General features: G+C 71.1%; 15 protein-coding genes, 1 tRNA gene and 1 pseudogene. 10 read left to right on the forward strand and 7 right to left on the reverse strand.

The window, feature by feature from the left end:
- Positions 1-24 precede the first annotated feature (24 nt).
- Entirely contained in the window at positions 25-780 is a 756-nt protein-coding gene (locus AC4IJH_RS08225) for a TetR/AcrR family transcriptional regulator (RefSeq protein ID WP_490850889.1), read from the reverse strand.
- 71 nt (positions 781-851) lie between these two features.
- The gene (locus AC4IJH_RS08230) at positions 852-1,784 is read right to left on the reverse strand and encodes an AurF N-oxygenase family protein (protein WP_490850890.1); all 933 of its coding nucleotides are present in this window, start codon (positions 1,782-1,784) and stop codon (positions 852-854) included.
- A gap of 176 nt (positions 1,785-1,960) precedes the next feature.
- Between AC4IJH_RS08230 and AC4IJH_RS08235 the strand changes: the two genes are divergently transcribed.
- The gene (locus AC4IJH_RS08235) at positions 1,961-3,070 is read left to right on the forward strand and encodes a ferritin-like domain-containing protein (RefSeq protein ID WP_490850891.1); all 1,110 of its coding nucleotides are present in this window, start codon (positions 1,961-1,963) and stop codon (positions 3,068-3,070) included.
- 59 nt (positions 3,071-3,129) lie between these two features.
- Here the strand turns inward: AC4IJH_RS08235 and AC4IJH_RS08240 are convergent, their stop codons facing one another.
- The 4 genes from AC4IJH_RS08240 to AC4IJH_RS08255 form a co-directional block, all read right to left on the reverse strand.
- Entirely contained in the window at positions 3,130-3,972 is an 843-nt protein-coding gene (locus AC4IJH_RS08240; RefSeq protein WP_490850892.1) for an ABC transporter ATP-binding protein, read from the reverse strand.
- A gap of 10 nt (positions 3,973-3,982) precedes the next feature.
- On the reverse strand, positions 3,983-4,522 hold the full coding sequence (locus tag AC4IJH_RS08245; protein ID WP_490850893.1) for an HD domain-containing protein: 540 nt from the start codon (positions 4,520-4,522) through the stop codon (positions 3,983-3,985).
- 162 nt (positions 4,523-4,684) lie between these two features.
- Positions 4,685-6,139: a penicillin-binding transpeptidase domain-containing protein gene (locus AC4IJH_RS08250; protein ID WP_490850894.1), complete on the reverse strand. Its 1,455-nt coding sequence runs from the start codon at positions 6,137-6,139 to the stop codon at positions 4,685-4,687.
- Positions 6,136-7,617, reverse strand: coding sequence for an FtsW/RodA/SpoVE family cell cycle protein (locus AC4IJH_RS08255; protein ID WP_490850895.1), 1,482 nt, complete (start codon positions 7,615-7,617; stop codon positions 6,136-6,138). The genes AC4IJH_RS08250 and AC4IJH_RS08255 overlap by 4 nt, the downstream gene beginning before the upstream one ends.
- Positions 7,618-8,343: 726 nt before the next feature.
- On the opposite strand from AC4IJH_RS08255, the gene AC4IJH_RS08260 reads away from it, so the two are divergent.
- From AC4IJH_RS08260 to AC4IJH_RS08275, 4 genes and pseudogenes are all read left to right on the forward strand, one after another.
- The gene (locus AC4IJH_RS08260) at positions 8,344-9,630 is read left to right on the forward strand and encodes a cytochrome P450 (protein WP_490850896.1); all 1,287 of its coding nucleotides are present in this window, start codon (positions 8,344-8,346) and stop codon (positions 9,628-9,630) included.
- A 282-nt stretch (positions 9,631-9,912) separates the two neighbouring features.
- The gene (locus AC4IJH_RS08265) at positions 9,913-10,662 is read left to right on the forward strand and encodes a hypothetical protein (protein WP_490850897.1); all 750 of its coding nucleotides are present in this window, start codon (positions 9,913-9,915) and stop codon (positions 10,660-10,662) included.
- 146 nt (positions 10,663-10,808) lie between these two features.
- Entirely contained in the window at positions 10,809-11,456 is a 648-nt protein-coding gene (locus AC4IJH_RS08270; RefSeq protein WP_490850898.1) for a class F sortase, read from the forward strand.
- Positions 11,457-11,462: 6 nt separating this feature from the next.
- A pseudogene (locus AC4IJH_RS08275) lies at positions 11,463-12,074 on the forward strand (sensor histidine kinase); the annotation flags it as partial.
- 92 nt (positions 12,075-12,166) lie between these two features.
- On the opposite strand, the gene AC4IJH_RS08280 reads toward AC4IJH_RS08275, so the two are convergent.
- Positions 12,167-12,238 (reverse strand) — tRNA-Arg (locus tag AC4IJH_RS08280).
- A gap of 203 nt (positions 12,239-12,441) precedes the next feature.
- Here AC4IJH_RS08280 and AC4IJH_RS08285 point away from each other — a divergent pair.
- The 5 genes from AC4IJH_RS08285 (at position 12,442) to thrC (ending at position 17,976) form a co-directional block, all read left to right on the forward strand.
- Positions 12,442-12,885, forward strand: a complete 444-nt coding sequence (locus tag AC4IJH_RS08285) for a response regulator (protein ID WP_490850899.1) — start codon at positions 12,442-12,444, stop codon at positions 12,883-12,885.
- Positions 12,886-12,974: 89 nt separating this feature from the next.
- Complete coding sequence (gene nrtL / locus AC4IJH_RS08290) at positions 12,975-13,997, forward strand: ArgS-related anticodon-binding protein NrtL (protein WP_490850900.1); 1,023 nt, start codon at positions 12,975-12,977, stop codon at positions 13,995-13,997.
- Positions 13,998-14,100: 103 nt separating this feature from the next.
- Positions 14,101-15,492 (forward strand): diaminopimelate decarboxylase, encoded by a 1,392-nt coding sequence (gene lysA / locus AC4IJH_RS08295; RefSeq protein WP_490850901.1) that lies wholly within the window; start codon positions 14,101-14,103, stop codon positions 15,490-15,492.
- A 97-nt stretch (positions 15,493-15,589) separates the two neighbouring features.
- Entirely contained in the window at positions 15,590-16,882 is a 1,293-nt protein-coding gene (locus tag AC4IJH_RS08300) for a homoserine dehydrogenase (protein WP_490850902.1), read from the forward strand.
- A gap of 8 nt (positions 16,883-16,890) precedes the next feature.
- Positions 16,891-17,976: a threonine synthase gene (gene thrC / locus AC4IJH_RS08305; RefSeq protein WP_490850903.1), complete on the forward strand. Its 1,086-nt coding sequence runs from the start codon at positions 16,891-16,893 to the stop codon at positions 17,974-17,976.
- The last annotated feature ends 247 nt before the right edge of the window (positions 17,977-18,223 follow it).

The raw sequence follows: 18,223 nt of genomic DNA on the forward strand, positions 1-18,223 counted from the left end.
CCCCGCGAAAAGGGAGCCCGCAGGTCACAGCAGGTGCGCGGCGTCGCTGACGACGGGCAGGATGCGCCGGGCCAGCAGGCCGGCCGGGCCGTCGGCGCGCTCCATGGCCAGCGCGGCCCTGGCGGCCTTCGCGGTCTGCGGATCGGTGGCGGCGGTCGCGGTCAGCAGCGCGACGAAGTGGTCCACCAGCCAGTCGCGCAGCTCCCGGGGGGCGGGGTGGCGCTCCTCGCGGGAGGGCGACTCGTCCAGCCAGATCAGGGAGGCGGCCTCGACGGCGGTGATCCAGGTACGGATCGTCATCCGCAGCCGCGGGCCCGGCTCGGCGACGCCCAGGTGGAGCAGGATCTGCCCGGCGGCCGCGCGCCGTACCTCGTCCACGATCGCGCTGGTGCGCGCCGTCTCGACGACGCTGCCGCCCTGGAGCAGCGCCGTGAAGCCGGTGTCGTGCTCGTCGACGAAGGCCAGATAGCGGTCCAGGGCGTTGCCCAGGCGCTGGGTGAGCGGCCCGGTTTCGGGCTCGGCGAAGCAGCGCTCCAATATGTCGGCGGCGCTGCGCAGCGCCGCCTCGTACAACTGCTGTTTGCCGCCCGGGAAGTAGCGGTAGACCAGCGGCCGCGAGACCTCGGCGGCGCTGGCGACATCGTCCAACGAGACGTCCTCGGGCGGGCGGTGGGAGAACTGACCGAGCGCCGCGGTGATGAGCTGGGAGCGCCGCTCCTGGACGCTGAGCCGCCGGTACGCCGGGCGGGGGACTGCTGGGGCGGTGCCGCTGCCGTTCATGAACAGCAGCGTAACCGGCCGGGTGTACGGTCCGGCGGGCAGGCCTGGACCAGGTGTTCGCGGAGCACCCGCTACGCCAGCAGCCCCGAGCTCTTCCAGAGCCTGCGGCCCGCCCCGCGCATCACACCGATCTCGTCCAGGAAGTCGGTGAGCCGCTTGGCGCCGGACTGCATCACCTCGCGGCGGTGGCCGCTGGCCTTGACCTGGGCCATCGCCTCGCGCCTGTCCAGGCCGACGTTCGTGTAGACCTGCGGGTTGACGAAGGCGATGGAAAAGACGCGGGCCGCCTCGCCGCAGCTGAGGCGGGTCAACTCCCGCTCCCACAAAGGCGCGGTGATCATCTGGCGGCGCAGCTCCTCGCGGGCGTAGCGCACATGGCGGGCCTCCTCCACGACGTGGATACGGGTCACACCGCGCACGATGGTCTGCACCCGCTCGTCGGGGAAGGTCAGCCGCTGCATCCAGTCCAGGATCTCCTCGCCCAGCAGGGTGCAGGCGAACGAACCGGGCGTGGTGGAGACGGTCTTGAGGATGCGGGCGAGGTTGTGGTTCAGGCGCGAGACGGGGTACTCGGGCGCCCCGCCCTTGTGGATCATGCGCGCGAACATCTTGGAGTGCCGGCACTCGTCCGCGATCTCGGTGAGCGCGTACCGCACGTGCGCGCTGGTCAGCGGCTTGTCGTAGATGTGCCGTACCAGCAGCTGCATCAGGATGATCTCGAACCAGATGCCCAGCGAGGCCAGCGACGCGGCCTCGTGCCGGGAGAGTTCGATGCGCTGCTCCTGCGACATGCGGTGCCACAGGGGAGTGTCGTAGAGGGAGAGGAGCTCGGGGGGCCAGTACCACTTGCCCTCTTCGGCGGGGGCGTCCCAGTCGAGCTCCGTGTCCGGGTCGAAGGAGTGCCTGGCGGAGGATTCGAGCAGCCGCTCGGCCACCTGCTCCCGGTCCTTGAGCAGCCCGAGCGCGTCCCGCAGGGCGGTGTGCTGGGTCGTCGCGGTCGTCATGGCTGTGGTTACCTCGCTAGTGGGTTACCCGCGGTCACATCTTATGAGACTGCGTGTCAGTAAGGACGTCAATCCCCTGCGCACGAGTTATTGACCCGCTGGTAAGTGACGTGTGAGCCTGCCAACGACCGCCCCCGGCCCGGGGTTTGACGTGACATCGACCCAAGGAGGCGTCCATGCCGGTCCTCGATCTGTACGCCAACGGCCCCAAGGAGCCCCGCTGGGAGGTGCCCGCGAGCGGCGCCGCCCGCTTCAACTGGGAGTACGACGACGGGCGCGAGCGGCTGCTGGCCCTGTACCAAAGAGGCAAGGACAAGCAGTGGGACGCCCATACGCGCATCGACTGGGACCTGGAGGTCGACCCGTTCGACCCGCTCGGCACCCCGGACGAGTCGATGGCCCTGTACGGCACGAAATACTGGGACAAGTTCACCGCCGGGCAGCGCGGAGAGATGCGACAGCACTACAGCGCCTGGCAGTTCAGCCAGTTCCTGCACGGCGAGCAGGGCGCGATGGTGTGCGCGGCACGGATCGTGGAGTCCGTGCCCGACATGGACGCGAAGTTCTACTCCGCGACCCAGACCATGGACGAGGCGCGGCACGCCGAGATCTACAGCCGCTTCCTGAAGGAAAAGATCGGGATGCTCTACCCGATCAACGACAACCTCCAGGCCCTGCTGGGCGACACCCTCAAGGACTCCCGCTGGGACATGCCCTACCTTGGCATGCAGGTGCTTATCGAGGGCCTGGCGCTGGCCGCCTTCGGCATGATCCGCGACACCACCCACAAGCCGCTGCCGAAGCAGATCCTGGCCTACATCATGCAGGACGAGGCCCGGCACGTGGCCTTCGGGCGGATGGCGCTGCGCGACTACTACCGGCAGCTGAGCGACGCCGAGCTGCGCGAGCGCGAGGAATTCGTCATCGAGGGCTGCTACTTGATGCGCGACCGGCTGCGCGGCCTGGAGGTGCTGGAGAACTTCGGCATCCCGCGCAAGGAGGCCGCCGAGATCACCGAGCAGTCCTCCTTCCTGCACCTGTTCCGCAAGCTGCTCTTCAGCCGCATCGTGCCGTGCGTGAAGGACATCGGCCTGTGGGGCGAGCGCCTGCAACGCGCCTATGTGGACCTCGGCGTCCTGGAGATGGGCGACACCAGCCTGGATCTGCTCATGGCCCAGGACGAGGAGCTGGCCGAGAAGCTGGACGCCGAGCGCTTCGCCGCCGAGGAGGCGGCGCGCACCGCCGAGGTCGCCGAGGCGGTGGCGCTGGGCGCGGAAGGGGAGTGAGCCCCGGCCGCGCCTGTACGGCGGCTTCCTGACGCACCGGCGCCCTTGCAGGGGCGCGGTCAGACGGCCGCGCCTCCAGCGGAGCGGGCCAGCCAGCGGCCCCCGTGCCGGGTGACCTCGATGGGCCTGCCGAAACAGGCGGTCATCCGCTCGTCGGTCAGCACCCGCTCCACCGGGCCGCGCGCCTGCACCCGGCCCTCGCGCAGCAGGAGGGCGTGGCCGATGGCGGGGGAGAGTTCCTCCAGGTGGTGGGTGACCGTCACCGTCGCCAACCCCGGCCGGGCGAGCGCCAGTTGGTGCATGGTGTCGATCAGGTCCTCGCGGGAGGGCAGGTCGAGCGCGTTGAACGGCTCGTCGAGCAGCAGCAGCGAGGGGTCGGCCATCAGGGCGCGGGCGATCAGGAGGCGGGCCCGCTGGCCGCCCGAGCAGACCCCGTACGGGCGGTCCGCCAGCTCCTTGCAGTCCAGCTCGGCCAGGACCTCGTGGGCCCGCTCGCGCGTCGCGGCGTCGTACTTGCCCCACAGCGGCTGGACGGTGCCGGTCGCGCCGGTGAGGACCACCGTGTGCCCCGTGGCGTCCTGCGGGACCTTCTGCGCGCCGGACACCAGGCCGATGGCGGCGCGCAGTTCGCGTACGTCGACCCGGCCCAGCCGGTGCCCGAGCACCTCGACGGACCCGGTGGTGGGGAACATCGTCGCGCCGACCAGCCGCAGCACCGTCGTCTTGCCCGCGCCGTTCGCGCCCAGCAGCGCCCAGTGTTCGCCGGAGCGCACGCTGAAGTCGATGCCGTCGAGGATGACCTGGCCGGTGGTGAGCCGGCGGACACCGACGCCCGTGAGAGCGGCGATGACGCCTGCGGCGGCCGGCGGCGCGGTGGTGTCCGGGGTGCCCGTGGTGGTCATGCGCGGCAGGTTAGCTGCACAGGCCACCTTTGCGCGGGGGCGTCCGGTGGGCGGACACGGCGGACCCGGCGTCGGCCGGGGACCGGCCGGACAGCCCCAACAGGTCCCGCATCCGGGCGTACTTGGCCGTCAGCCGGTCGCGGGTGGCCCCGTCCAGCACCGCCAGCCGCGCCGGATCGGCGTTGTGCGCCAGATCCGCCTCCTTGACCAGCAGCGCGCCCGGCGTGGCCAGGATGCGCGTCGCGTACTCCTCGGCCGCCTCACCGGGCCGCTTGGTCACCGCCAGCACCATCGCCTTGGTCCGCGCACCGAGCGCCGCCTTGTCCAGCCACTCCACGCTCAGCGCCTCGTCCTCGATCGCATCGTGTAGCCAGGCAGCGGCGATCTGCTCCCGGTCCCCGCCGCGCACCCGCACCCCCTCCGCCACCGCCGCCAGATGCTCGGCATACGGCCGCCCCGCCTTGTCCGTCTGCCCCGCATGCACCCGCCGCGCCAGCGCTTCCACCTCGGAGAGCGACAGCAGCCCACCCGCCGAAAAGTTCTCGTTCATGCCCTCATGGTGCATCGCGCCCCATCAGGGGCACGGGTCCAGGGGCGCGGCTTCAGGGGTGCGGGACCGCGTCGATACGCGGCTCCGCCGCGTGGGCGCGCCCAACCCCCACCGACCCGCGGTGTCACAACAGCCCTGGCAGCGGAGCATCCGGCTGTGCGCTCAGCGCAGAGCCGCCCGCATCACAGCCCGGGCGATCGGCGCCGCGCTCCCGCCGCCGCTGATGTCGGCGCGGTTGGCCGCCGCGTCCTCCACGACCACCGCCACCGCGACCGCCGCGTCGCTCGCCCCGTCGGCCCTGGCCCAGGAGATGAACCAGGCGTACGGCGTGCCCTCGTTGTTGATGCCGTGCTGCGCGGTGCCGGTCTTGCCGCCCACCGTGGCGCCGTCGATGGCGGCGTTGCGGCCGGTGCCGGTGGTGACGACGTCGGTCATCATCGACTGGAGCTGCTGGGCGGTGGCCGGGCTCATCGCCTGGCGCAGCGTCTTGTGCGGCGTGGTGGCGACCGTCTCCCCCTTGGAGTCGGTCAACCTGTCCACCAGATAGGGGGACTTGAGCTCCCCGCCGTTGGCGACCGCGGCCGCGACCATGGCCATCTGGAGCGGGGTGGCGGTGGTGTCGAACTGCCCGATGGAGGAGAGCGCCACCTGCGAGGCGTTCATCTCGGTGTCGAAGTTGCTCTTGGCGACCGGGGAGGGGATCTTCAGCCCCGTGTCGTTGAAGCCGAACTTCTCCGCGGCCTTGACCATGCCGTTCAGGCCCACCCGGGCGCCCAGGCTCGCGAAGACGGTGTTGCAGGAGACCTCGAAGGCGTACTTGAGCGTGGCGTTCGCGCAGCCGCTGGCCTCGTTGGTCAGCCGGGTGCTGGTGCCGGGCAGCGTATAGGGGCTGGGGACGGCGGTGGCGGCGTCGATGTCGGTGACCGCGCCGCTGTCCAGCGCGGCGGCCGCGGTGACGACCTTGAACGTCGAGCCGGGCGGATAGGTCTGCCGGATGGCCCGGTTGAGCATCGGCTGGGCCGAGGACCGGTTCAGCCGCTTCCAGGTCTCGCTCACGGACGTGTCCGTACCCGAGAGCTGCCCGGGGTCGTACGACGGCGTGCTGGCCAGCGCGAGGATCTTCCCGGTCGCCGGCTCCACGGCGGCCACCGCGCCCCGCTTGCCGCCCAGCCCCTCGAACGCGGCCTGCTGCGCCGCCGGGTCGATGGTGGTGGCGACATTGCCGCCGGGCTGCTGCCGGCGGGAGATGTCGTACCAGAGGGGGACGGTGGCCAGGCGGCTGTCGGTGCCGGACAGGATCGTGTCCTCGGCGTGCTCGATGAGCGTGGTGCCGTAGATCTGGGAGGCGTAGCCGGTGACGGGCGCGTAGCGCGGGCCCTGGGTGTACGTGCGCTCGTAGCGCAGCCGTCCGCCGCTGTCCTTCGACCCGGTCACGCTCTTGCCGCCGACCAGGATGTTGCCCCGCGGCTGGTTGTAACGGGCCATCACCGCACGGCGGTTGGCGGGGTTGGTGTCGTAGTCCTCGGCCTCGAAGACCTGGACGCGGGAGGCGTTGAGCAGCAGCGCGACCAGCAGGACGAGGCAGAAGGCCGAGGCGCGGCGGATGTAGCGGATCACTGGTCGGCCTCCCGGTCGGTGCGGCCGGTACCGGCGTCCTGGCCGCCGTCCTCGCTGGTGCTCTCGCCGCTGCTTTTGCCGCGCAGGTCGAGGTCCTGGGTGAGGTCGCCGGGGCGGACGGCGGCGATGACCCCGGTCTCGGCGGCCGTGGGCCGGGGCGTACGGGCGCTGTCGCTGATACGGACGAGCAGCGCGACGATGATCCAGTTGGTCACGACGGACGAGCCGCCCTGCGCGAGGAAGGGCATCGCCATCCCCGTCAGCGGGATCAGCCCCATCACCCCGCCCGCGATCACGAAGACCTGGATGGCCAGCAGCGAGGCGAGCCCCACGGCCAGCAGCCGCCCGAAGGGGTCGCGCAGCGCCAGGCCCGCCCGGTAGCCGCGCGCCACCAGCAGCGCGTACAGCAGGAACAGCACGGTCAGCCCGGCCAGCCCCAGCTCCTCGCCGAACGTCGCCAGGATGAAGTCGGACTTCATGGCGAAGCCGATGAGGTAGGAGTGGCCCTCGCCCAGACCCGTGCCCAGCAGCCCGCCCGCCGCGAAGGCGAACAGGGACTGGGCGAGCTGGCTCGCGCCTCGGCCCGCCTCGATGCTGGCGAAGGGGTGCAGCCAGTCCTGGACGCGGCTGTGCACATGGGGCTCCAGAGCGCCCACCGCGGCCGCGCCGACGGCGGCCAGCAGCAGGCCGACCGCGATCCAGCCGGTGCGCCCGGTCGCCACGTACAGCAGGACCACGAAGACACCGAAGAACAGCAGCGAGGTGCCCAGGTCGCGCTCCAGGACCAGGACGCCGACGCTGAGCACCCAGATCGCCAGGATCGGGCCGAGCACCCGGCCGGTGGGGAACTGCAGCTTCCAGATGCGGCGGCCCGTATAGGCCAGCGCGTTGCGGTTGGCGGCGAGATAGGCCGCGAAGAAGACGGTGATCAGGATCTTGGCGAACTCGCCGGGCTGGAAGGAGAAGCCCGCGACCCTGATCCAGATCTTCGCCCCGTTGATGGCCGGGAAGAAGATCGGCACGATCATCAGGGCGAGCGCGACGGCCGCGCAGACGTAGGCGTAGCGCTGCAGGACCCGGTGGTCGCGCAGCAGCAGGACCACGCCGATGAACAGCGCGACGCCGAGCGTGGACCAGATCAGCTGGGTGGGCGCCGCCTGGTCCTTGGGGGTCTCCAGGTCCAGCCGGAAGATCAGGACCAGCCCGAGGCCGTTGAGGAGGACGGCGATGGGCAGCAGCAGGGGATCGGCGTAGGGGGCGCGGAAGCGGACGGCGAGATGGGCGAGCAGCGCCAGGACGCCCAGGCCCGCTCCGTAGCCGGCCGCGCCGCCCGGGACGGCGCCGCTCTTGGCCAGGCCCACATCGATGTAGCCGTAGACGCTGATGAGCACGGCGCCGACGATCAGGGCCAGTTCGACGCCCCGGCGCTTGGGCAGTCGCAGGCCCGGCGGGGGAGCGTCCGCCGTTGTTGCCGTCATGTCAGGCAACGTAGCAAGCGGTGGGCGATATGTCTGTTATGTCGAAATTCTTGTGCGGCATGCGGCGAGGTGGATCGCTGACGCTCCGTCACCTGCCGGTACGCCCCGGACTGCGGGGGCGGGCCGGGGCGTACGGGGTGCGCGGACTCGGCCGCGGGCGCTCAGGTCGGCACCGCGCGGGAGCCTTGCCGGATTGGGAGATGCGGCGCGCCGAGGATCAGGCGCACTTGCCGTTGCCGGGCAGGTGCCGGCGCGGAGTTCGATGCGGTATGCCTGCCTCGCTCGCATCACGCCAGAGGTGCGTCGGAGCGTCCGCAACTCATCACTCTGCGTTGCATTCTTGAGGCGAAGAATTCGGGTGATTTCCCGAATTCTCGTTCTCTGTAGCCGCTGTCCGGACACATTCCGTGAGCGGGCCCGGGCATCGAGGAGTGCATCCGCCACGCGCCGCACCCCGGCCTGGACCTCGGATCGGGCCGAGGTGCGCCAAGGGTTGGGGCGGTCGAGCGGGGGGAGGGGGGTCCGGGGGTGGCGTGGCCGGTGTCCAGCGGGTACGGGGACGGGGATTTCGCCAACGCATTCGCCGACGAATTAGCCTTGGGCCTCGGGTGGCCGATACGTGCGGGGGCGGGCCTCGCTCTCCCGGTCGCCGTCAACCACCACCAGCCCCCTCGCGTCGTCGAGGGCGGATGACCGTCCCTCTCGACGAAAGGCAGTATTGGCGTCATGACGACTCTCCGTTCCCGGATCATCGCCTGGGTAGGCCGCATGTATCTGGCGAGAACACGAAAGAAAGGCTTCGATCTGTCTCGAATGTCTTTCTTGCCCGAGTCCACGCTGATGCCGCTGCGCCGCGAAGGGCTCGACCCGGTGGGAGACTTGGCGGCAATTCGGGAGAAAGAGCCCATCAGCAGGCTTCCGGTGCCCATCGCGACCAATGTCTGGCTGGTCACCGGCTATGACGAGGTCAAGGCGGTTCTGGGGAAGGCGAACGCATTCAGTTCCGACTTCACCAATCTGATCGGCAAGGCGGGCGCCAGCGACGAGCAGAACCCGGGCGGACTCGGATTCTCCGACCCGCCCGTGCACACCCGGCTGCGCCGCCTGCTGACCCCCGAATTCACCATGCGCCGGCTCGGCAGGCTCACCCCGCGGATCCACGAGATCGTCGAAGAGCGGCTGGACGCCATGGAAAAGGCGGGCCGCTCCGGCGGGCCCGTGGACATAGTCGAATCCTTCGCCCTGCCCATCCCGTCGCTGGTTATCTGTGAACTCCTCGGCGTCCCCTACGAGGACCGCGAGGAGTTCGAGCGGCTGAGCGCGGCCCGCTTCGACCTCTTCAGCGGAGCCAACGCCTCCCTCGGCGCCATATCGGAATCGCTCACGTATTTCCGCCAGGTCGTCAAGAAGCAGCGGCAGGAGCCGGGTGACGGTCTGCTCGGCATGATCATCAAGGAGCACGGCGACTCGGTCAGCGACGAGGAACTGGCGGGCCTGGCCGACGGCGTGCTCACCGGAGGATTCGAGACGACCGCGAGCATGCTGGCGCTGGGCGCACTCGTCCTCCTCCAGGACCCGGCCCACTTCGCGGCCATCAAGGACGACGAGGAGGCGACCGAGCGCTACGTCGAGGAGCTGCTGCGCTATCTCACCGTCGTCCAGGTCGCCTTCCCCCGGTTCGCCAAGGAGGACCTGGAGATCGGCGGGGTGCAGATCGCCACCGGCGACGTGGTCCTGTGCTCCCTGAGCGGCGCCGACCGCGACGCCCGTACGGGCAGCGACATGGAGCGCTTCGACCCCTCGCGCAACGTCCCCTCCCACCTCGCCTTCGGCTACGGAATCCACCGCTGCGTCGGCGCCGAACTGGCCCGTATGGAACTGCGCGCCGCCTATCCCGCACTCGTACGGCGATTCCCCAATATGCGCCTGGCCGTCGAACCGGAGGAGCTGGCATTCCGAAAGCTGTCGATCGTGTACGGAATCGAGAACCTGCCGGTACACCTCGACGTCTGACCGGAGCGCGCGGGCGCCCCAACCGGAAACCCGGACCGGGTACTTGGCCGAACGGCCGGGTGCCCGGTCCGAGCATTTCCGTCTTTCGGCCGAGGTGACGCAGGGCCGGCGGGGGACCAAAGGCCTACCCGCCGTCGCGGTTGCGTCACTGTGCGCTCTTCTCCGGCTGGCTGTTACAAAGCGGAAGAATCGCCGTGATGTGGGCTGAATAGCTTCGTTGGTGTCGCCGCCGAACAGAGCGGACGGCGTAACGAACACCGGATCCCGCAAAGGAACTTCCCGATGGCTTCCACCCGCCGCATCGCCAGCCGCCGCAGCCTCGTCCGTACCTCCGCGATAGCCGCCGTGGCCGGCTCCGCGCTGCTGCTCCCGGCCGCCGCCGCCTTCGCCGACAGCCCGGCCCCGACCGACCCGGTCGGCCGGACCGGTGAGCAGGACAAGAAGCCGGACACCGGCGCGAAGGACAACGGAGCCAAGGACAACGGCTCCAAGGACAACGGCGCGAAGGACACCGGCTCGAAGGACCAGGGCGACAAGAGCAAGGACAAGGACAAGGACCAGGACAAGAAGGTCGAGCGCAAGCTCGTCCGCACCCAGGGCCTCGCCGGCGGCTTCACCGCCAAGGTCTACAAGCTCGGGCAGGACCACTTCCAGGCCGACCTGTACGCCAAGGCCCCCGACACCGGCAAGCTCACCAAGTACGACACGCTGGAGACCAAGGGTGGCAAGCCCGCCTACGGCCAGCACAACGGCGCGCACTTCGTCCTGCGGCCCGACGGCACCATGAAGTCCTGGGTCGAGGGCGGCAAGAAGAAGGACGACGGCACGAAGCAGGACCGCGCGCAGCAGAGCCGCGAGGCGCCGGGCGCGGGCCAGCACAAGGTCGTCCCCAAGGGCGGCGTCAAGGCCGGCGCCGAGGGCGTGCGGTCGGGCGACGACACCATGCTGCTCGCCGGTGGCGGCGCCGCCGCGGCCGCCGCGGGCCTGGGCTTCACGCTGCTGCGCCGCCGCAAGGCCGGCAGCAACTCCTGAGGCGCGGGCACCGGTCCGCCCCCTGGACCGGTCCGGCGCGCGCCCGGCGGCGGGGCCGCACCGCTTCTCCCTCACCGGAGCGGACCGCCCCGTCGCCGAGCGCCCCACTCCTTCCTGCCTGTCCCCCGTACGCAACTGGAGTCCCCGTGACCACGTCCACCCCACTGCGCTCCGGTACCGGCACCGGCTCCGGCCGTCTGGGCCGGATCGCGGCCGCCAGCGCGCTCGCGCTCGCCCTCGCCGGCGGACTGACGGCCTGCGGCGCCGGTGACACCCCCGGCCCCGACGTCAACATCAAGAACGCCGCGATCGCCCCCGCGAAGCAGGCCGCCGAGCCGATGGCGCCCTCCAAGCCCAAGCGGCTTGAGATCCCCTCCGCGGGCGTGAACGCGGGCCCGTTCGTACCGCTGGAGGTGGACGGCTCGGGCGAGCTGGGCGTACCGCCGGTGGACAAGGCCGAACAGCCCGGCTGGTGGACCCAGAGCCCCACCCCGGGCGAGAGGGGCGCCTCGGTCGTGGTGGCGCACTACGACACCAAGAACGGCCCGGCCCTGATGCGCAACGTGAAGAACATCAAGGTCGGCGACAAGATCAAGATCCTCAGGGAGGACGGCTCCACCGCCACCTTCACGATCCGCGAGCGCGAGCAGGTCAAGAAGGACGCCTTCCCCACCGACAAGGTCTACGGCCCCACCGACCGCCCCGAGCTGCGCCTGCTGACCTGCGGCGGCGACATCGTGGACGGCCACCGCTCGGCCAACATCATCTTCTACGCCGACCTGGTGAAGCGATAGGCCCGCCGTCTGCACAACGAACAGCGCTTCACCGCGGACGTCGCCCACGAACTGCGCACCCCGCTGACCGGGCTGCACGCCGCCGCCGAACTCCTGCCGCCCTCCCGCCCCACCCAGCTCGTCCAGGACCGCGTCCAGGCCCTGCGCCGCCTCACCGAGGACCTCCTGGAGATCTCCCGCCTGGACGCCCGCGCCGAGAGCGCCGACCTGGACGCCCACCGGCTGGGCCCGCTGGCCCAACGCGCCGCCCTCGCCTCGGGGTTGGAGACCGAGGTCCGTATCGTGCGCGACACCCGGCTCCGCACCGACCACCGCCGCCTCGAACGCATCCTGGGCAATCTGATCGCCAACGCCCACAAACACGGCGCGGCCCCGGTCCGGCTCACCGTCGACGGCCCCACCCTGTCCGTCCGCGACCACGGCCCCGGCTTCCCCGGCTACCTCCTGGACCACGGCCCCCAGCGCTTCCGTACGGAAACCACCCGGGCCGGCCGCACCGGTCACGGGCTGGGCCTGACCATCGCCCTCGGCCAGTCCCGCACCCTGAACGCCACCCTCACCTTCACCAACCCCCCGGCCGGCGGCGCCCTGGCGACCCTCACCCTCCCCGGCCACTGAAGCCCCCGCCGCACCGGCGGCCGCGGAAACAGAAAAACCCCGCAATCAGCGAAACCACTGACTGCGGGGTCTGTTCAGGCACTTCTGCGAAGTGCCCCCGGCAGGATTCGAACCTGCGCACACGGCTCCGGAGGCCGTTGCTCTATCCCCTGAGCTACGGGGGCGTTGCCGCCGTTTTGCGCGGCGACGGGTAGAACACTACCAGCTCCGATGGGGTGTTCAGGAACGGGATCGAGGGGCCCGGGCCGGGCGTACGTCCTAGCGCATGGGGCACGTCTGTCCCGGGTGGTTGCGGAAAGCTCCCCCGCACGGGGCGGAAGTGGGCAAAACCCGGACGCGGCCTGAGGTACGCGCCTAGTCTCAAGGTGTGCCTGGCTTGTCCGGCCGGGTCCTTGTTGTCGATGACAACAAGGTCATCCGGCAGTTGATCAGGGTCAATCTCGAGCTGGAGGGCTTCGAGGTCGTGACCGCGGCTGATGGTGCCGAGTGCCTGGACATCGTGCACGAGGTCAGTCCGGATGTCGTGACGCTCGACGTCGTCATGCCCCGGCTCAACGGGCTGCACACCGCCGCGCGGCTGCGCGCCGATCCCCGTACGCGCGATCTGCCCATCGCCATCGTCAGCGCCTGCACCCAGGTCGAGGTGGACAGCGGGCAGGCGGTGGGGGTGGACGCCTTCCTGGCGAAGCCGTTCGAGCCGATGGAGCTCGTACGCACCGTGCGCCGGCTGATGGGGCTCGACGGCGGTGCGGCAGAGGGGCTGGCCGACGCCGAAGGGGATACCGAACCCGTCGCCCGGCCCGCGGGATAGGGCCGGGGCGCGGGCGGTGCCGGGCGGCCGGTGTCCGCACTGCGAAACCTGCTCGCATACCCACCCCCCTTCTCCCATACGCTTGTCCCGTGACCCCCGCCGAGCTCTCCCGCACCGTTCTGCGCTCCGTGCGTGGTGCTGTGGAGGAGCGGGAGCTGTGTGTGACCGTCCCTGCGCGCATTGTCGTGCAGCCGCCGCCGCGCCCCGGCTGCGGTGACTACGCCTCCAACGTCGCCCTCCAGCTCGCGAAGGACGCCGGCCGCCCCCCGCGCGAGGTGGCCGAGATCCTGCGCAGGCGGCTCACGGGCCAGGACGGCATCGCCCGTGTCGAGATCGCCGGCCCCGGCTTCCTGAACTTCACCCTCGCGGGCAGCGCGCAGAGCGGACTCTTGCGGACCGTCCTGGAACAGGGCGCGGCCTACGGACGCGGGGAGCGGGCGGGTACGGCCGCGCCCGTCGCCCTGCGCCCCGCCCCCGGCGTGCGGGCCGCCGTGGTCGCCGAGGCGCTGGAGCGGGTGCTGGAGGCCGCCGGGCTGGGGACGGCGCCGGGCGGCGAGGACGTACGCCCCCTCCCGGTCTCCGGGAGCGGCGCCGAACTGCTCGCGCGGCTGGGCGCCGACGAGATGCGCTGGGCGCTGCTCAGGCCCGCCGCGCACGACCGGGTACGGCTGCCCGAGCGGCCCGTACAGCACGAGAGCAACCCCCGCTTCCGGGTGCAGTACGCCCACGCGCGCACCCGCGCCCTGCTGCGCAACGCCCACGACCTCGGCTTCGCACCGGAGCCCGGGGACCCCACGGCCGCACCCGCCGACGGCCTGCCCGCCACCGCCTCCCGCCCGGAGCCCTGCGCCGACCTGCAGGCCGCGCTCGCCGCCTACCCCGCCGCCGTGGAGGCCGCCGCGCGGCACCGGGCGCCGGACCGGATCGCCCGGCATCTGGAGAGCACGGCGGACGCCTTCTTCCGCGCTCACGACACCTGTCCGCCGCTGCCCGTCGGGGAGCAGAAACCCTTGGCCGTTCACCGCGCCCGACTGGCCCTCGCCGAGGCCACCGGGACGGTGCTCGCCAACGGCCTGCGCCTGCTCGGCATCTCCACGCCCGACCGCCTCTGACACCACCGGGGCACCGCCTGACGCAGTCGCCGCAGCCGGCACACCGAGCCGTCCGGCAGGACCCGGGACCATCAGAAGACCTCCGAGGGGATTTCCCAAAGCCATGAGCCGTTCCGCCCACCCCGCAGGACCCCGGCACGCAGACGTGCTGCCCGAGGGGCACTACGCAGCGCCGCCCGCCGACCTGAACTCCCTCGACGCGCGCGTGTGGTCGCGCACCGTCCGGCGCGACGCCGACGGCGTCATCACGGTCGGCGGCCGCAGCGTCACCTCCCTCGCCGAGGAGTTCGGCACGCCCGCGTACTTCCTGGACGAGGAGGACTTCCGGGCCCGCTGCCGCGCCTGGCGCGAGGCCTTCGGCGAGGGCGCGGACGTCTTCTACGCCGGCAAGGCCTTCCTCTCCCGCGCGGTGGTCAAGTGGCTGCACGAGGAGGGCCTGAACCTGGACGTGTGCTCCGGCGGCGAGCTGGCCACCGCGCTCGCGGCCGGCATGCCCGCCGAGCGCATCGCGCTGCACGGCAACAACAAGAGCACCGAAGAGATCACCCGCGCCGTCGAGGCGGGTGTCGGCCGCATCGTGCTGGACTCCTTCCAGGAGATCGTGCGGGTGGCGCACATCGCCGACCGGCTCGGCAAGCGCCAGCGCGTGCAGATCCGGGTGACGGTCGGCGTCGAGGCGCACACCCACGAGTTCATCGCCACCGCGCACGAGGACCAGAAGTTCGGGCTGGCGCTGGCGGGCGGGCAGGCCGCCGAGGCGGTGCGCCGCGCCCTCAAGCTGGACGGCCTGGAGCTCGTCGGCATCCACTCCCACATCGGGTCGCAGATCTTCGACATGGCCGGCTTCGAGGTCGCCGCCCGCCGCGTCGTCTCCCTGCTGGCCGACGTCCGCGACGAGCACGGCGTCGAGCTGCCCGAGATCGACCTCGGCGGCGGCCTGGGCATCGCGTACACCCCCGAGGACGACCCGCGCGAGCCGCAGGAGATCGCCAAGGCGCTGGGCGAGATCGTCACCCGCGAGTGCGAGGCCGCCGGGCTCGCCGTGCCGCGGCTGTCGGTCGAGCCGGGCCGCGCCATCGTCGGCCCGACCGCCTTCACCCTGTACGAGGTCGGTACGGTCAAGCCGCTGGAGGGCCTGCGCACGTACGTCAGCGTGGACGGCGGCATGTCGGACAACATCCGCACCGCCCTGTACGACGCCGAGTACTCCGTCGCGCTGGCCTCGCGCATCTCGGACGCCGAGCCCATGCTGAGCCGTGTGGTCGGCAAGCACTGCGAGAGCGGCGACATCGTCGTACGGGACGCCTTCCTGCCCGCCGACGTGGCGCCCGGCGACCTGCTCGCCGTGCCCGCGACCGGTGCCTACTGCCGCTCGATGGCGAGCAACTACAACCACGCCCTGCGCCCGCCCGTCGTGGCGGTCAAGGGCGGCGCGGCACGAGTGATCGTCCGGCGCGAGACGGAGGAAGATCTCCTGCGTCTCGATGTCGGTTAGGTGAAATAGACATCTCGGAATCTGGACGACGGACGGAAAGTCCCGTCCAGTGGGTGAGACTGGTGCATTACCGAGCATGGAAACGAAACGAGGTCGAATGATGCGTACGCGTCCGCTGAAGGTGGCGCTGCTGGGCTGTGGAGTGGTCGGCTCAGAGGTGGCGCGCATCATGACGACGCACGCCGACGACCTCACAGCCCGCATCGGCGCACCCGTGGAGCTCGCGGGGATCGCCGTGCGCCGCCCCGACAAGGTGCGCGCCGGCGTCCCCGCCGAGCTGGTCACCACGGACGCCACCGCGCTGGTCAAGCGCGGTGACATCGACGTGGTCATCGAGGTCATCGGCGGTATCGAGCCGGCCCGTGGCCTGATCACCACCGCCTTCGAGCACGGCGCGAGCGTGGTCTCGGCCAACAAGGCGCTGGTGGCCGCCGACGGCGCGGCGCTGCACGCCGCGGCCGAGGCCAACGGCGCGGACCTCTACTACGAGGCCGCCGTCGCGGGCGCCATCCCGCTGGTGCGGCCGCTGCGCGAATCCCTGGCGGGCGACAAGGTCAACCGCGTCCTGGGCATCGTCAACGGCACCACCAACTTCATCCTCGACAAGATGGACACATCCGGAGCGGGGTATTCCGAGGCGCTGGACGAGGCCACCGCGCTCGGGTACGCCGAGGCCGACCCGACCGCCGACGTCGAGGGCTTCGACGCCGCCGCCAAGGCCGCGATCCTGGCCGGCATCGCCTTCCACACCCGCGTGACCATCGACGATGTGCACCGCGAGGGCATCACCGAGGTCTCCGCCGCCGACATCGCCTCCGCCAAGCGCATGGGCTGCACGGTCAAGCTCCTGGCGATCTGCGAGCGGGCCGTGGACGGCGGTTCGGTCACCGCCCGCGTGCACCCGGCGATGATCCCGCTCAGCCACCCGCTGGCCTCCGTGCGCGAGGCCTACAACGCGGTCTTCGTGGAGGCCGACGCGGCAGGGCAGCTGATGTTCTACGGCCCGGGCGCGGGCGGTTCACCGACCGCCTCCGCGGTCCTCGGCGACCTCGTCGCCGTCTGCCGCAACAAGCTCAACTCGGCCACCGGACCCGGTGAGTCCGCTTACGCGCGCCTGCCCGTCAGCCCCATGGGCGATGTCGTCACGCGCTATCACATCAGTCTCGACGTGGCCGACAAGTCCGGCGTCCTGGCACAGGTCGCCACGGTCTTCGCCGAGCACGGCGTATCGATCGATACGGTCCGTCAGCAGGGTAAGGACGGCGAGGCCTCCCTCGTCGTCGTCACCCACCGAGCGCCCGACGCCGCTCTGTCGTCGACCGTCGAGGCTCTGCGCAAGCTGGACACCGTACGCGGCGTGGCCAGCATCATGCGGGTCGAAGGGGAGTAAAGGAACCCATGTCTGCCAACGCCAACACCACCTCCACCAGCCGCCAGTGGCGCGGCATCATCGAGGAGTACCGCGACCGGCTGCCGGTCGGCGACACCACCGAGGTCGTCACCCTCCGCGAGGGCGGCACGCCGCTGGTCCCCGCCCAGGTGCTCTCCGAGCGCACGGGCTGTGAGGTGCACCTCAAGGTCGAGGGCGCCAACCCCACCGGGTCCTTCAAGGACCGTGGCATGACCATGGCCATCACCCGGGCCAAGGAGGAGGGCGCCAAGGCCGTCATCTGCGCCTCCACCGGCAACACCTCCGCCTCGGCCGCCGCCTATGCCGTACGCGCCGGAATGGTGAGCGCCGTTCTGGTCCCGCAGGGCAAGATCGCGCTCGGCAAGATGGGCCAGGCGCTGGTCCACGGGGCAAAGATCCTCCAGGTCGAGGGCAATTTCGACGACTGTCTGACCTTGGCCCGTGGCCTGTCGGAGCGGTATCCGGTCGCACTTGTGAACTCCGTTAACCCGGTGCGTATCGAGGGCCAGAAGACCGCGGCCTTCGAGATCGTGGACATGCTCGGCGACGCCCCGGACATCCACGTGCTGCCCGTCGGCAACGCCGGCAACATCACCGCCTACTGGAAGGGCTACCAGGAGTACGCGCGCGACGCCCTCTGCACCCGTGCGCCCCGCATGTGGGGGTTCCAGGCATCCGGCAGCGCCCCGATCGTGCGCGGTGAGCCGGTCAAGGACCCGCACACCATCGCCACCGCCATCCGCATCGGCAACCCCGCCTCCTGGCAGTTCGCCGAGCAGGCGCGGGACGAGTCCGGCGGCCTCATCGACGAGGTGACCGACCGTCAGATCCTGTCCGCCTACCGCCTGCTGGCCTCCCAGGAGGGCGTCTTCGTCGAGCCCGCCTCGGCCGCTTCGGTGGCCGGTCTGCTCAAGGCCGCCGAGCAGGGCAAGGTCGACCCGGGCCAGAGAATCGTCTGTACGGTGACCGGCAACGGCCTCAAGGACCCGGACTGGGCGGTGGCCGGAGCGCCGCAGCCGGTGACGGTCCCCATCGACGCCGACGCCGCCGCCGAGCGTCTGGGTCTGGCGTAACAGGCCCGGTCTCCACCCGCAGGGAGCGCCCGGAGCAAACCCTGCAAAGGCTGCAAAGTCAGTGACAGGGCACCGGGTGGCGTGCGACACGCATCGCGCGCCTCCCGTGCGCCCTATGTCGCCACAGAACCTTCCTTCGATAGGCTGGCAGCCAACTCCCCTCCCCACGGCATACAGCCGTGGTGTGCAGGGCAGGTCAGAACGGACCCCATGAGCAGGCCGGGCACCCTGGTGCCGCCAAGTTCTG

The organism is Streptomyces sp. UF-297, assembly GCF_058245575.1.